Raw genomic sequence first — 14,797 nt, 5'->3', positions numbered from 1 at the left:
TAATTAGTCCTTCATAAAAGTAAATATTTCGTCTGCACCTGAAATATACACACTGTAATTGTATGTTTCTTTTAAATTTTCGTTATCAAAATAATTGGATGTATCCGTTTCATAATTGAAAATCACCTTTCGATTAACACTTGTTTTTCGGCCTACAATTCTAGCAATAGTAGCTAAATCAGGGTGGTCAAACCTATAGCTGTTAGTTGAAATAAAGTATGTATCTGAATCTATAAGGCTTAATAAGCTCGGACTGGTATTTTTATGTGAGCCATGGTGAGCTACTTTAATTGAATCAAACCATAATTGTTCTTGTTGATATTTATTTTTTAACGCTCGCTCTATTATTGATGGGTGTGAATCCCCCAAAAAAAGAAGTTTTTTATTTCCATACTCCAAGACAAACGAAATTGAACTACCGTTTGTAGGGCTATCATCTTCTTCAAAAACCTCAGCCATCAACTTTTCTATACTGATTCCTTTACTAGATATATTTTTGTTGATGTTCTTTTTTATTGGTTTTTCATGAGAAACTAAAAACTCAAATGCATCATCGAAAAATTGATTATCTAGTGCAGAACTACTAACTCCTAGCTTTCTTAACTCCTTTTTCCAAAATATCATTAGCTTTTGCAGTTTAGATTTATCTGGAGAAAGAAGAATTAATTTCACATTTTTTGAAAGTTCTATATCTGTACTATTCTCGACACAAACTGCGTCATGGTTGAATTGTGCATTCCAGTCATAACCACCTTTAAAAATAAGAGAAGCTAAAGATGAACCTTGTTTACCACTGATATCTTTATTGTGGTTTTTAACAATGGTTTCATCTTTTTTATATCCATTAATATTTATTTGCTGGAGTATCCTTTGATCCTTTAACGAGAGTTTATTTTCATTAGTGGGACTGTTTTGAATATGTCGGTAACTATTGTGCCAAATGTTTTTAATATCAATTTTTTTAGATAATTCATTAGCTTTTAGCAAGGACAATGATCCAGATATATGATCTGAATCTATATGAGTAACAATTAAAAAATCTAAAGGTTTATTCTTTGCTTTTAGTTCAGTTAATTTTGGTTTGATATGATCTTCATAAGTACTTTTAAATCCAGTATCGATCAAAATATCTAAATTGTCTTCTTCTACTGAAACCCAAAAACTATCACCAAATGATGCAGGAAACATAGTTATGTTTAGAGTGTTAACTTGATAGTTATTTGTCATTTTTTAACCTTTGAAGCATATGAGCTATATAATTCATAAATAATTTACTTAGTTATTTCAGTTACATTTCTACAAGTAGGAAATGAAGTGCATCCCCAAAACTCATTGCCCGCATTTTTACCTTTAGTCGCTTTTCTCAATACCATGTCCGAGTTACATCTTGAGCAATATTTAGTATCAGACTTTTCTTCTATAATTTTTCGCACATGCTTAACGTGTTGGCGGTTAGTTTTAAAGCTTCTTTCTAAACGACCATTCTCTATTTTCTCAATTATGTCTGCTACTTCATCTTCGCTAAAGGCTATATCACGTTTACTTTTAATATATTCAATACCGCCTCTCGCAAACCTTACGTTATCGGGCATTTTAGTTTTAAAAATACTATCACCTATAAAGATAATGACTGAGAATATACTGTAATTCTTTGCGCTCAAACAAGTTTCTAACGTTTTGACATGCTTATAGTTTTGGTTAAGTGGGTTCTGAAATTTTGATTTGTGCTTAAAGATTTGTTGCGTCCATTGCTTTTGATTTTCACTACCATAGATCCACCCCTTCATATTCTTCGTTTCAACTACGAAAATGCCATATTTTGATACTATGATCTGGTCAATCTGAGTACTTCCATCTTCAGTAGGAAGTGTTACGTTTTTTATAAGATGATATTCATTTTTATCTAAGAAAAACTTGATAAGTAAATTTACTTGCCACTCACCAAGTACTCCTTTAAACCATGCTGACTTTATAATGACAGCAAATATAAATATTGGTACCAGATACCATGCTGCACTGAATATTATTTTGAGGTAAATTGATAAATCCATCTGTTACTAATTCCTTGTTGAAAACTATTTGTTAGTTACTGACCGCTGTATTTTTATTAAGTTTAGATAGTAGGTAGTCAGTAAGCTTTTGTTGCTTGGATAAATCTTTTCTTATTAAGTCTGTATCAATTTGCTCGTAAGACGATGCTTCACTTGATACATAACTTGAAACTGTTAGTAATGCTGAGTTTCGTTCAATTTTATCAACATCAATCTCAGTATAAATATTAGTGTCAGTAATGCCTGAATGGTAGATGTCAGCCAAAGCTTTTAAATCTATGAGCTTGTTACATTTGCCATCAAATTTACAAAACGAACTGGCATCGATAAATTTTATCTTGGTATTTCTTATCCTGTTTTTTTTGAGAACAAGTACATATAAAGGGACTGTCTTGGAGGTTATCAACTTTGGCGGTAATTGGATAACAGCATCAACATAATTGCCATCAAGTAACAGGTTTCTTGCTTCACTTTCGGGTTGACGATGAAGTGGTCCTTTTCCCAAAACGACAAAACCAATACCATCTTGTTTAAGCGACCAAATGATATGTTGGATAAAACCATGTTCACGGTATTTGTCGAAAATAGTGTTTGAATCAACTCGCCCGTCTATGAATTCCTTTTTATATCTCTTCCTAATTTCATGCTCTCTCACACCTTCGGTTTCAGTAGGTTGAAATAAGGTATATGCAACATCAAAGCTTTCTTTGCCAACGTTAGCTTTGGGTGATAGTGCAAATGCATGTTTTGCGTCTATGTTTGTCGCTCCTGCGATAAATAGTTTCTCGTGAATGTATTTACTAGTTTGTAAAACCGATTCTGTCGTTATTGATACATTTGTATTATTAAGGACGTAAGAAACTGAGGATTCCCCAGTGGTAGCAAAAGGGTCATATGCATCATGAGGCCCATCCTTCTTTGCCAGTAAAGATATTAACTCTGAAAAGTCAAAAGGTGGCTCTTGGTAGGTAAAATTTTTCGATAGCCGATCCTCAGCATTCATCAATTGAAGGCGTTGTAAAACATGATCGTAAATAACGGTTAACTCATGCACACCGTAGTTTTCAAATGTTTCTGGCTCCAGCAAGAATGAAATTTTGTCCGTCATCCTAAACAGCGGGCTAAGGTCTGGCAGTGCTAGTGCTTCATTGACCACTTCGTAAAATAGTGTTTCATGTAATTTGTTGATGAATTCCGTTTCAAGAACCGCTTTAAGATCGTCTACATCAACAATATTGAAAAGTAACTCAACTTGCTCACGGTAATAACCTTTTTGTACTTGATTGATAAAACAGATAGTCAAAAATGAAAGAAAAAAATCTCTCTGTTTCATCGTATCATTTTTGAAACCAGCATGATTGTATGATTCAACTATGTCCCTAACCAACACTTCACTGTTCATCATTGTCGCTCTTTCCATAGACTGCTAAATACAGCATCCATTTCTTGTTCTCTGCCTTTTATTAATTGCTGATGCAATTGTATTTCTGTCCTAACACTATCAGCCGTTTCAACAATTAGCTGCTGTTCTACATCGCTTATATTCGGCACTGGTAATTCTGATAGTGTTTTTTTACTAATCGAAGACTGATAACTACCCCCACTGTTATCATGCATCCAACGCTGTGCATCAGAGCCATTAAGATAATACTCCAAAAACTGTGGGGATAACGAGACATCCGGTTTTACCTTGATAATAAAAAAGTGCTGATTGGCGACGACATTGTTAGGAACACTGTTTAAATAAATAGCTTTTTTTAGAGGTCCTTTGGCAACAATTAAAACATCATCAACCTTTAAGTTGTTATCTACTTTACTTCCCGTTAAATCAGTTCGAGTTAGCTGTTCCCATTGTATGGGCCGTTGATCATTTTCTTTATCAAAATCACGTAATTGAATCACGGAATGAGTTGGCTCATCAGATTCAGGAATCCCATTTTTAAAGGTTCTTCCACCACGGATCACCGCAATATCACTCAACTTCATAAAGATTGTCCTCAATAGATATTACACAAACAATATCACAACCCACTATTAAAGTGGGAATAAAATATTGACAATTTCTAATATTTGATCAAAAATCAAACTAACATTAGCCCACTACAGAAGTGGGAAGTGAGGCTGAGAAGGTAAATGAACATAAAAAGACAAACATTTACCTATTAGATAAGGCATACAATTATGAGTATGGGGAAAACTAGAGTTCGAACTTCACAAGCAACACAAAGGTTTTGGATCAAAAACTTTAAGAAAAAAGAAGCTAGTGGTGAATACGAACCATTTTACAGAACACAGGACATCACCTCTTCAGGCATAAAAGGTCGAATACCTTGTCCGAATAACCCTGGCCGGGTTTATCACACACTATCATTGAACGAAACATATACCCTTGTACAGCTTTTGCAGAACCCACTTGTTGAAAATATAAAAGAGCAATACGCTGAAACCGATCTTGCTAAAACGAAAGCTTTTGCCAAAGAATTTAAGATAAAGCACCCTACGCATACATGGAGTTCAACAGACTCTGTTATTACTTGGGATTTCCTATGCGATATGAAAATAGGGCCTAGACTAGCAATTAGTGTTAAACCAAGACACTTACTTAATGACAGAAGAACAGTTGAAAAACTGAAGTTGGAAAAAGCATTAGCTCAGAGTTTAGGCTATGAACATATAATCACTACCGATGACCAAGTTAAGACGGAAGCGGTTCAAAATATATTTAGGATATTAAGAGGTGCAAATTTAGAACCTAAGCTTTCGGCTATTTATCCAGACTGGATTACCCAATTCAAGCTACTAGTTACAGACAATATTCACACTCCAATTTCTGTACAAATTGAAAAGTTGGCCGACCGATATAATATCAACTTTGTCGAATCATTTACCTTAATGCAGCATGGTTTTTGGGTTCGAGATATCACTTCAGATCCTGAGGAACCAATTTACCCTGAATATTCACCATACATATTAGGGATGAAAATTCATGCTTAATAATAATAGTTTGCTCTCACCCAATTCAGACCATGATGACTCAATCATAACTGAAACTATGGTTTTTGCTGCCATATTTCCAGATCTCAATGCAATTTGGCTATTACCATATATAACTTCAGGTAAATTAAAAACAAAAAGCCCTGATAAAAAACCTACCGAATATGATTTAACCATTATTGAGTCGGCAATTGAAGATGGCAAAATAAGTTTAGATTGTCTTCAACTTGAATCGTACAAAGATGTGCCTGAAGAGTACCTATATAACAAAGAGGGTGAAAAAATCCCATCTGCGATAGAACGTGATCGCAGATATGAAATTGTAAAAGTAGCCATGAGTGACGAAGATAAACTTTTTTATCCCATGCATGGAAAAGGTGTAATAGCTAAGGTTGCAGAGCAATTTAAGGTAACTCGCCATAATGTACAACGGTATTTAAATGAATACTTTAGAGGCGGGAGACATATTAATTCATTAATACCGAAAACTGGCCGTCATTCTAGTTCACCAAAACATGGTGCTAAAAAGGTTGGAGCGAAGCGAACTACAGATATTTTTGGTGTAAATGGGAAGAATGTTGAAGCAGAAGACTTAGAACACATAAGATACATTGCAGAAAAATACTATATAAATAAAAAAGAAAAATCTCTCCAAAAGTGTTTCACATTGCTGCTAGACGAATGTTATGCAGAAACAAATGGGAAGATCTTACCCAATGGTGGAAGAGTTAATACAAAACACGTTCATCCCAACAAGCAGATCTCAATAGGTCAATTTTATGACTGGATGCCTATCGCGCTAGGAATGACTAGAAATGACATCAATGCCAAAAGAAGACAAAGTGCAATTCACAAATCAAACTTTGCTGGTAGAACAGGTGAAGTAGCTTACTATAGTAAAGGCCCAGGACACATTTTTCAGCTTGATTCTACAGAGATGGACATAAATATTGTATCGCCTCATGACAGAAGAGTTTTATTAAAAAAAGTGACCTTGTACGTTATTAGAGATGTATATACACGTGCTTTTGTTAGTATTCATATTGCCAGCGGAAAAGCCAGTTGGTATGAAGCTCGGTTGGCGTTATTAAACGCTTTTAGAGATAAAGTGGCGGTAGCAAAGGAGTGTGGATTAATCATTGATAAAGACGATTTTATTGAGTCTGGTATTCCACTAATTTTGCTTGTTGATAATGAAGAGTTTGCCAACAAAATAAGTGCATCTGTTGGTCGAGACCTTGGGTTAAAAGTTTACTTTAGTCGAGCTTATTCTGGTGATGATAAGGGACTGGTTGAGTCAAGCTTTCATATGTTACACGCAATGATGCGTAATGAAGAATTAGTAGGATTTCAGTATCAGGGGTTATTGGGAAGAAACCGAAAGTTACCAATAGATACAGCGGCACTAACACCAAGAGAAATCCAACAAATATTGATGATTTATGCGATTTACCATAATCGCTATATTTGGAAAGAAGACTATCCTCTCGAACAAGAGGCGATGAATGATGGTGTAAAAGACATCTGTCGTGAATATTGGGAATGGGGAGTGAAAAAACGCCCTTATTTCTTAACCCAAAAGCCTACTCGTACCTTATATCTTAGCCTATTAGAAGTGGGCCAATTAACTGTCCATAAAACTCACTTATTACTTCAAGGAAAACACCTAAAATATAAGTGCGATGATATAAGACTTAAAAAAGTTCAAGACCGTATTGTCGGAAGATCTGCTAAGCCAGTTTTAACATGTAGATATATTCGGTCCACTGTAGACAAAATCCTAATTGAGTTAGATGGGAAGTTGGTACTGGGTGAATTACATTCTAATCAACAGAAATTTGCCGGGTTATCGCATGATGAATTTAAAGATGCTTGGAAATATCGCAATGCCATTAAAGAAATGCATAAGCATGAAATATCTGGGGTTACGAGTGATACAAGCATTCTAATAAAAGATATTAATAATAAAGCATTAAAAACTAAAAAATATTTTATTGAAGAAGCTCAAGAAAGCCCTCTATTAAATACACAAACAGCAACTCAGCTTCAAATCCAAGAAAGTTATCACGTTGATAATGAAATGCTGAATCGAGTAACCGATACAGGTGGCGAAGAGAATGTAGATCAAACAACCCTAGCCCCAACAGAAAGTGATGTTATAGACCAAGATTCAAATGAAGAGATAAACCCTAATAGCACCAATGAATCCGCTGATATTTTAACAAATATTCTTGGGGAGATTGGTCATGGATAACATTATTAGATTCCCTGCAACATATAATAAAGATGTTCCACAAGAGTATCTTGGTAACCCTTATATTGAAGCGTTACCCGATATGCTTGATATAAAATCATACTTTGAAGCTACTTTATTTTTACCTTCATTCGATAAAACTTATAGACATGAGCCAGCACATATTCGCAACGTAAAAATTGTAGAAGTGTATAAATATTTGGTGCCGAATCAGCATTACTATGACTTATACAGAACGCTATGGAGGATGATGTTTACTACTTATACCGATAGAAACAGTTTTAATACTGAAGCCGTTAGAGAGCAATACAGTAAATTATTGTTACGCCAAAAGATGAATTTGGTATGGAAAGGCACCACAGGCGAAAGTTTACTAATAACAGCCCCTAGTGGATTCGGTAAGACTATGATGGTCAAACGAGTTTTACATTCTCTAACGCAAGTAATTGATCATGAGGAATATGAAGGGAGAAAATTCAAACAACCGCAGGTTTTATGGATATATTTGAAGATCCCTTCAAATGCTGCCCGTAAAAGTTTATGCCATTTATTTTTAAAAGAAGTTGATAAGTGTGTTGGAACAACATACTCGACTGATACACCCACTTCTACTCAAATCGGAGCCTATGAAAATCTTTTTAAAACTATTATAGAAACATACAAACTAGGAATGCTTGTTATTGATGAAATGCAAAACTTATCTGTATCCAAATCAGGGGGAGATGATGAGTTTTTAAATTTTTTTAGTGAGCTATCAGAACAATGGAGTATGGCTTTAGTATTGGTAGGAACTCCTAATATTATCCCTATTCTCGAAAAAACATTTACGGCAACAAGAAGGTTAACGTCAGGAGGCGATAAACATTTTTCTAGATATGCGAAAGATGACACCGTTTGGAAAGGCTTGGTAACAACTTTATGGTCATACCAATATATTACTTCACCCAGTACTATTTATGATGATAAAAGAGAGATTATTGACCATAAATTTTTTGATGAAATATATAAGTTAACCCAAGGAATTCCTTTCATTTTTTCTTTTTTGTTTATTCATGCGCAAATGATTGCAATTGAAAGTAATGAAGAAAAGTTAAGTATAAAGCAATGGCGTAAAGCCTATAACGAAAGTTCGCAACTCATAAAAGCTGCTATAGAAGATATTAGACATAATAAAGGGAAGAATTACCCTGATTTAATGAATGCTGCTCAATACCAGAGTTCTCCAGAAAAAACAGAAATGATTACAAATATTAAAAAAGTTTTTGAAGGTAATTCGTTAACACCAAGTGTTGACAAAATACTCCGAAAAGAAATTAATAAATTTGAAGATAAATACGTGCTTAATGAGAAAGAGCAAAGCCTTATTAACACCATAAAACATCAAAAGCTATTCATAGATGATGCTTCTAATGGTGATTTTATCGAAGGTGAATGTGAGGTGAAAAAATAATGCTTCCTTTTCACTGTCCGATTCAACCGAACGAGCACTTGTTTAGCTGGGTAAGTCGAATTCACCTACTTTCAGGAAATATTAAATTAAAAAGTACTCTAGCCTTTTTAAATATAGGAAATCAGCCATTTAACTGCACAGGACATAATCAAGCTTTTTTGGATGCTATCAACTTCTATCGTAGCGAAATAGTCGATGATGAAATTTGTTTTGATCGGCATACACTTTTTTCACTTTGGGCACTATCTTTCAATTCTAGTGATTATAATGAGAGGCGGTCTAACAATAGTTTACTTATGCCTTCTATGAATGAAAAAGGAGCTTTTTCATTTAATAGTCGATGGAAGTATTGCCCTAACTGCATTCAAGATGACATTGATAAGTGCGGCCATAGTTTTTGGCATGTTAAGCATCAGTTACCCAGTGTTACGCATTGCTATTTACACAAAGAGGCATTGATTGGTAATTCAATAGATTTTAGAGATTTGCGTAACTGTTCACTCCCTCAAACTTATGATTATTGTGTATCAGGACAGGATAATAACTCACAATTACTAAGCTGGAGTGAATTTGTGATGAGTATATATAACAAACTCAATCAATCACCTAGCTTTGGAGAAACACTAAGAAATAGAGTGATTAATTTTTTACAATTACCTACTAATATTCAAATTAAGCACAACGATTTATTTCAAGACTTACAGAGTCAATTTGATGAAGAAGTACCGCTATCTATTCGTAGACATTTATTTTCATTTTATACCAAACCATATAGAACGCAGCCAAGAATATTAAGAAGCACTCTGGGTCTTAACTACCGCAACAAACAAAAACATCCTGTAAATTGGCTTATCATTCTATATTGGTTGAAAGATAAAATTTTACTGGATATCTAATGAATCGGGCTGCATTTTATCTTCATATTCCTAGAGACGAAATCCCTTATAGCACCATAGCTCGATACGCTTTATTAGGCGGATTTCGAGCGCCTCAAGTAATGAAGCAAATTTATGGTAATTCTAAAAAACGGTTACACCCTTATTTACCTGGATTAATAGATCGATTTTCTGGTTTTTTCGAACTATCGTCAGAGGATGTAATAGAACATAAAACTATTTTTCCTTTACTTAAATTCTCGCAACCTGCCGATGAAATAATGATAAAGCAGGCAATGAAAGATTGTACTGATGATAAAGTGATATTGAGTACTGCTATAGGTCACTCTAGATTTCGTACATTTTATGGCCTATGTTATTGCCCTGTTTGTGTACAGCAGGATATAAATGATTTAGGTTTTGCTTATTGGCATATAAAACACCAAATACCTGGAGTTCAAGCATGCTTTGAGCACAGTTGCTTGCTCGTAGGAATTCCTATGGGGGATGGTAATAAAGATAGATCTTTAATATTACCGCCATTCAATAAACAATCATCTCAATTAGCTTCAACCTGCCAGAAAAAGTTAGCTCTATTTTCATCTCAACTGTTCAATTTAAGCCAGAATCATCAGATCAATTATCCTGAAGTGTACAGAAGTTTACTTAACGAGAAAGGGTTGGTTAGCTGTAATAATGGATTTGTATTTATCTCTAAAATTGTGGCTCTTCTTTCTGAGTATTGGCAAGAGCTAAGCTATACAAATCATTTGGTTCCTGGTGTTTCTGAAAAGTTAGCTTCATTTGATTTTTTAGGGAGAATATTGAGACCTAAGACTCACTCTCATGCTCACCCATTAAAGCATATTCTGTTAGGTTGTTGGTTAACTAATCTTGATGCCAAGAAGTTATTAATTACTGATACTAAAGTCAACACATCAAAGCCGATGGTAATCGCTACGAATGACGATTCGAAAGATAAAATCATTTCAATGCTCCAGCAAGGAGTTAGTATCAATATGATTTCGAGTCAAACAGGAAAAAGTAGGTGCTTTATTCATCGTATAGCAGAGCTGAACAGAATTCCGCATCTATCCAATTCACAAGCGTTCCCTGAGAGCATTAAACGGGCAGTATTAATAAAAGCTTTATATGGTGTTCATCGTCAAGAAATTGCTGACAAACTGAAGGTGGGGCTTGGTTATGTAGAGCAAGTAATTTGCAACGCACCAGGAATGAGTGAGTGGCGCAAACATTTACGAATTCAAAAGAATATATTAAAGGCTTCAAAAACGCTTACGAATATAAGGAAACTACATCCTGAATGGTCTCGAACTAAAATTAGAAACTCAGCTCAAGCAGAGTATTTTGTTTTATATAATCATGATAAATCTTTAATCGATAAATTACTCCCTCCAGCTCAAAAGCCAGAACAATTTAAAAAAGACTGGGAGAAGGAAGATCAAAGGTTATTAAGTGCTCTTGAAGTAATTAATCATTTGGATGAGTTGTCTTTATCTGCAATTGGTCGGTTGATAGATGATCACCAATATTTACATCGTCAATTAAATAAGTTACCAAAAACAAAAGCATTCTTATCAAAAGCAGGTAAATTAAAATAAATAGTTTTTATCTATTTATGTTCCCTTAACTTCTTCCTTTTTTACTAGAAATAACTCTACTTCCCTTATATATTGTTACTTTTATTAGCAGCTATTTTCTTAATAAATGTCGGGGCTAATATCAGAGTATATTTAACCAAAAAAATGTCCCTATTTAGATTAGAAGATACTGTGAAAAACGCTTGCTAAAAATGCGGGTTACAGAGGATTTCTGTCTTCATTTATAATCAAATAAAACAAGTGTGTAACCCCATAAATGTAACGAAGACAAAGTAGCCTACTAATCCCTTGTGTATAACGGGCTACTTTGGAATAAAAAATTTAATTGGAACGAAGACAATTGTAGAACGTTGTTTTTATATAAAAATACTGATTTTCATGCCTTCTTAATATTTTCTTAGACTACTAGATTGAATATGAGAAACAACTCTTTAAGTGGCGTTCTGTGAGCAATCACACGTAAAAATCACATCTAAAGTTACTTAAAGCTATATTTACCTGTTTCGTTCTAAAAGCTTTTCTAACTTTTGCTCCGCTACTTTATCATCTAATGATAGAGCCTTATATTCATCAATAAGCTTTGTTAAGCTTGGATTTTTCTCACCACGAAAATATTCAATATTTCGTTCTATTTTCTTAAAAATTTTGCCTAAGCTAACATCATCAACCAATGGAGTATCTTCTTTGTCAATAAATAGATTGTTATCTTGGGGGAAGTTCACAAAGTAGCGTAACCCACGCTTACCTTCGCCTGATGGGTATAGTAAGCCATTATCAACTAATGATTTTAAATCCCTTGTTGCGGTTGCTGGTGGCGCACCAGTAATAGCTCGATATTTTTCATTAGTTAAACCATCACGCACAAAGCCGTCAGCGCCTACAGAGAATATTTTTTTCATAACTTTCTCTTGGCGTTGGTTGAGTTTTACCTCTCCATATTCAGCCCAAAATTTTGATTTTTGCAATACGAATTCAACGGACTCAAGCGATTTATCTTGCGAAGTTCTAACCAACTCAACAAACCACGCTGTCCACTCATTAATTTGTAAGCCAGCATTAGTATTTCTAAGTTGTTGATAATACTCCATTCTATTAGTATTAATCATGCTCGACATACTAAAAAGCGGAGGTCTCGAAAAGTCTTGAAATAACGCATGCTCGGCTATCGCTCTACCAACACGACCATTACCATCTTGAAACGGATGAATAGCGACAAACCATAAATGAGCAACTGCTGCTTTTATAGGGCCTGAACAATTAGCGCTGTTATACCACTGTATAAAAGCATCCATTTCATGTTCAACCTCAGTGCGATTATTACCTGGTGCTTTGTAGATGATTTCACTGTCGCCGTATAAGTCTTCTCTTATTACATCAATAGGCGAGTCTCGATAATCGCCTTTAGTAATAGGATTTACATAATAATCTTCACTACCGTGCAATAGCAGCGTGTGCCAATGACAAAGTAAGGTTTTAGACATAGCGCTTTTAATGCTTTTGCGCACATCAACAAGCATCGCCGCAATGCCTTTTTCTTTAGGGAAGTAACCACCACGCTCTGGCTCTTTTAACCCTAGGAAACGAGCAACCGATGAGCGCACCTCTTCACGGTTAAGTTTTTCACCTTCAATGGCACTGGTGCTTAATGCTTCTTCCACCAGTAAGTGGACAAATGCATCGTTATGGTCATTTGACGGTATTTGCGATAAGGCCCCTTCAATGCTGTAGGCTTTTTTCGAATACTCGCTGACACTTGCTTCAAAGCGTGTCACATCATATTCAAATTGAGGCCAATTTTTTTGTTGCCAATGATACATGTGATTTAAACCTTTGTTCGTTATAAATCACTTTATATCGAATTGTGATTTAAAAGTCTATATTTTATGAATCATATAGGGAGAGATTTTGATTTATAAAGTGAAGATGTATAAATCAAATTAATCCTTTTGGGCAGGGTTGAGTTATTTAAACGTCCGCTTTGTAGAAATGTTCAAATCGTTGTAAATGATAGCAACCATTTCTTGATTGCTCATAACTGACTGTCAGATGAAGTCCAAACCTATTTATCGAAACTGTAAGATCAGATATGAGCTACTAAAACTGATTTCTGTACAACTGATTTCACTTATAATATTTATTATTCAAAAATCAGTGTTTCTTTTTGCTCAATAACATTAATCAAACTTGGTTGCATGTATTGATAAATATCTTCTATGCCTAACATCGCATGTTGTGGTTCAATAATTCCGGACACTATTTTAGGTGGTATCATTACCACTCAATCAGAGGTGTCCTATGGCAAAAAAACGCAGAACATTTAGTAAAGAATTCAAACTTGAAGCCGCTTGTTTGGTTTTAGACCAAGGCTATTCACTTCAAGAAGCATGTCGTTCATTGGATGTTGGAGAAACGGCTTTAAGGCGCTGGGTTCAACAACTTGAACTTGAGCGAAATGGTGAAACACCTAATGCCAAAGCTTTGACTCCAGAGCAACAAAAGATTCAAGAACTTGAAGCCAGAATCAATCGTTTAGAACGAGAGAAATCAATACTAAAAAAGGCTACAGCTCTCTTAATGTCAGAAGAAATGAACAATATTCGTTAATAGACCAATTAAGTGAGCAAGAATCGGTAGAGGTGGTCTGCAGTGTCTTTGATGTTGCTCGTTCAAGTTTTTATGACTACAAAAACCGCCGTAACACAATTGACGCTAATGAGGTTGAACTCAGAGCGCAGTTAAATGCTTGCTTTAAGCTTAGTTGTGGCTCTGCTGGAAGTCGCACGCTCTTAGCAATGTTTGCAGATTTAGATATTGATGTTGGTTTATTCAAAGTCAGACGACTGATGCGTGATATGCAACTGGTATCAAAGCAACCGGGGCCACACGCATATAAAGTGGGGGAGAATGAACGGCCTGATATACCAAACCAGTTAAATCGAGAGTTCGATGTGCATAGCCCAAATCAAGTATGGTGTGGAGATATTACGTATATTTGGACTGGTCAGAAGTGGTCATATTTAGCAGTAGTAATTGATTTATATGCAAGGCGGGCTATTGGCTGGGCCATGTCAGAAAAGCCAGATACAGCCCTAACTATCAAAGCATTAGATAGAGCATATGAACAAAGAGGCAAACCTAGAGGGGTTATGTTCCATTCGGATCAAGGCAGTCAGTATAGTTCAACAAAATTCAGGCAAAGGTTATGGCGTTATCAAATAACACAAAGCATGAGCCGCAGAGGTAATTGTTGGGATAATTCCCCGATGGAGCGCGTATTCAGAAGCCTCAAAACAGAATGGGTTCCAAGTACGGGCTACAACTCATTTAAAGAAGCAGAGCAAGATATTAGCTTTTATTTGATGAACTATTACAACTGGAGCAGGCCGCATAGTCATAATGATATGAAAGCCCCTGCAGTAGCAGAAGAAAAACTTAATTCACTGTCCGGAATTAGTTGACCACTACAATACAGGAGAGTAGCGTGAACGAATAAATTTACCTACGGGATTACAGGACTGTTATGGTTAGTGTATCTCGTTTTATTTTAGAAC

At 35.1% G+C, this 14,797-nt stretch carries 12 protein-coding genes; 6 read left to right on the top strand and 6 right to left on the bottom strand.

The annotated features are described in order from the left end of the window. Positions 1-3: 3 nt before the first annotated feature. From avs1a to PAUR_RS16670, 4 genes are read right to left on the bottom strand one after another with little or no spacing between them, the layout of a single operon-like run. Complete coding sequence (gene avs1a / locus PAUR_RS16685) at positions 4-1,227, bottom strand: AVAST type 1 anti-phage system MBL fold metallo-hydrolase Avs1a (protein ID WP_192508875.1); 1,224 nt, start codon at positions 1,225-1,227, stop codon at positions 4-6. A 44-nt stretch (positions 1,228-1,271) separates the two neighbouring features. Next, entirely contained in the window at positions 1,272-2,051 is a 780-nt protein-coding gene (locus tag PAUR_RS16680) for a nuclease-related domain-containing protein (RefSeq protein WP_192508874.1), read from the bottom strand. Positions 2,052-2,082: 31 nt separating this feature from the next. After that, the gene (locus tag PAUR_RS16675) at positions 2,083-3,456 is read right to left on the bottom strand and encodes an N-6 DNA methylase (protein WP_192508873.1); all 1,374 of its coding nucleotides are present in this window, start codon (positions 3,454-3,456) and stop codon (positions 2,083-2,085) included. Continuing rightward, a complete protein-coding gene (locus tag PAUR_RS16670; protein ID WP_192508872.1) occupies positions 3,453-4,037 on the bottom strand; it encodes a restriction endonuclease subunit S in 585 nt (194 codons plus the stop codon). Before PAUR_RS16670 ends, PAUR_RS16675 begins: the two co-directional genes overlap by 4 nt. Positions 4,038-4,232: 195 nt before the next feature. Here PAUR_RS16670 and PAUR_RS16665 point away from each other — a divergent pair, with 195 nt between their 5' ends. Genes PAUR_RS16665 through PAUR_RS16645 form a run of 5 tightly spaced genes read left to right on the top strand, consistent with a single transcriptional unit; the run spans position 4,233 to position 11,246 of the window. Next, positions 4,233-5,045: a TnsA endonuclease N-terminal domain-containing protein gene (locus tag PAUR_RS16665; protein ID WP_192508871.1), complete on the top strand. Its 813-nt coding sequence runs from the start codon at positions 4,233-4,235 to the stop codon at positions 5,043-5,045. Then, a complete protein-coding gene (locus PAUR_RS16660) occupies positions 5,038-7,299 on the top strand; it encodes a DDE-type integrase/transposase/recombinase (RefSeq protein ID WP_192508870.1) in 2,262 nt (753 codons plus the stop codon). Before PAUR_RS16665 ends, PAUR_RS16660 begins: the two co-directional genes overlap by 8 nt. Further along, positions 7,292-8,749 carry an ATP-binding protein gene (locus PAUR_RS16655; protein ID WP_192508869.1) on the top strand — a complete coding sequence of 486 codons (1,458 nt, stop codon included), beginning with the start codon at positions 7,292-7,294 and terminating at the stop codon, positions 8,747-8,749. The genes PAUR_RS16660 and PAUR_RS16655 overlap by 8 nt, the downstream gene beginning before the upstream one ends. Then, positions 8,749-9,645 carry a TniQ family protein gene (locus PAUR_RS16650; protein WP_192508868.1) on the top strand — a complete coding sequence of 299 codons (897 nt, stop codon included), beginning with the start codon at positions 8,749-8,751 and terminating at the stop codon, positions 9,643-9,645. The genes PAUR_RS16655 and PAUR_RS16650 overlap by 1 nt, the downstream gene beginning before the upstream one ends. Beyond that, positions 9,645-11,246 (top strand): TnsD family Tn7-like transposition protein, encoded by a 1,602-nt coding sequence (locus PAUR_RS16645; RefSeq protein ID WP_192508867.1) that lies wholly within the window; start codon positions 9,645-9,647, stop codon positions 11,244-11,246. The genes PAUR_RS16650 and PAUR_RS16645 overlap by 1 nt, the downstream gene beginning before the upstream one ends. Positions 11,247-11,740: 494 nt before the next feature. On the opposite strand, the gene PAUR_RS16640 is transcribed toward PAUR_RS16645, so the two are convergent. Both PAUR_RS16640 and PAUR_RS23815 read right to left on the bottom strand, forming a co-directional pair. After that, positions 11,741-13,063 (bottom strand): Fic family protein, encoded by a 1,323-nt coding sequence (locus tag PAUR_RS16640; protein ID WP_192508866.1) that lies wholly within the window; start codon positions 13,061-13,063, stop codon positions 11,741-11,743. A 320-nt stretch (positions 13,064-13,383) separates the two neighbouring features. Continuing rightward, the gene (locus PAUR_RS23815; protein WP_263973702.1) at positions 13,384-13,518 is read right to left on the bottom strand and encodes a hypothetical protein; all 135 of its coding nucleotides are present in this window, start codon (positions 13,516-13,518) and stop codon (positions 13,384-13,386) included. Between the two features lie 23 nt (positions 13,519-13,541). Here PAUR_RS23815 and PAUR_RS16635 point away from each other — a divergent pair. Then, a protein-coding gene (locus PAUR_RS16635) for an IS3 family transposase (protein WP_192508865.1) occupies positions 13,542-14,704 on the top strand; the annotation gives its coding sequence in 2 pieces (ribosomal slippage) (positions 13,542-13,797 and positions 13,797-14,704; 1,164 coding nt in all). Positions 14,705-14,797: the final 93 nt, after the last annotated feature.

Source organism: Pseudoalteromonas aurantia 208 (assembly GCF_014858725.1).
Taxonomy (GTDB): Bacteria; Pseudomonadota; Gammaproteobacteria; order Enterobacterales; family Alteromonadaceae; genus Pseudoalteromonas; species Pseudoalteromonas aurantia.
Note: the sequence above shows the minus strand (reverse complement) of the source record. Positions and strands in the feature narration are given on the sequence as shown.

Excerpts from the sequence above, each read along its gene's own strand:
- avs1a (WP_192508875.1), bottom strand. The coding sequence starts at position 1,227 with ATGACAAATAACTATCAAGTTAACACTCTAAACATAACTATGTTTCCT.
- PAUR_RS16680 (WP_192508874.1), bottom strand. The coding sequence starts at position 2,051 with ATGGATTTATCAATTTACCTCAAAATAATATTCAGTGCAGCATGGTAT.
- PAUR_RS16675 (WP_192508873.1), bottom strand. The coding sequence starts at position 3,456 with ATGATGAACAGTGAAGTGTTGGTTAGGGACATAGTTGAATCATACAAT.
- PAUR_RS16670 (WP_192508872.1), bottom strand. The coding sequence starts at position 4,037 with ATGAAGTTGAGTGATATTGCGGTGATCCGTGGTGGAAGAACCTTTAAA.
- PAUR_RS16665 (WP_192508871.1), top strand. The coding sequence starts at position 4,233 with ATGAGTATGGGGAAAACTAGAGTTCGAACTTCACAAGCAACACAAAGG.
- PAUR_RS16660 (WP_192508870.1), top strand. The coding sequence starts at position 5,038 with ATGCTTAATAATAATAGTTTGCTCTCACCCAATTCAGACCATGATGAC.
- PAUR_RS16655 (WP_192508869.1), top strand. The coding sequence starts at position 7,292 with ATGGATAACATTATTAGATTCCCTGCAACATATAATAAAGATGTTCCA.
- PAUR_RS16650 (WP_192508868.1), top strand. The coding sequence starts at position 8,749 with ATGCTTCCTTTTCACTGTCCGATTCAACCGAACGAGCACTTGTTTAGC.
- PAUR_RS16645 (WP_192508867.1), top strand. The coding sequence starts at position 9,645 with ATGAATCGGGCTGCATTTTATCTTCATATTCCTAGAGACGAAATCCCT.
- PAUR_RS16640 (WP_192508866.1), bottom strand. The coding sequence starts at position 13,063 with ATGTATCATTGGCAACAAAAAAATTGGCCTCAATTTGAATATGATGTG.
- PAUR_RS23815 (WP_263973702.1), bottom strand. The coding sequence starts at position 13,518 with ATGATACCACCTAAAATAGTGTCCGGAATTATTGAACCACAACATGCG.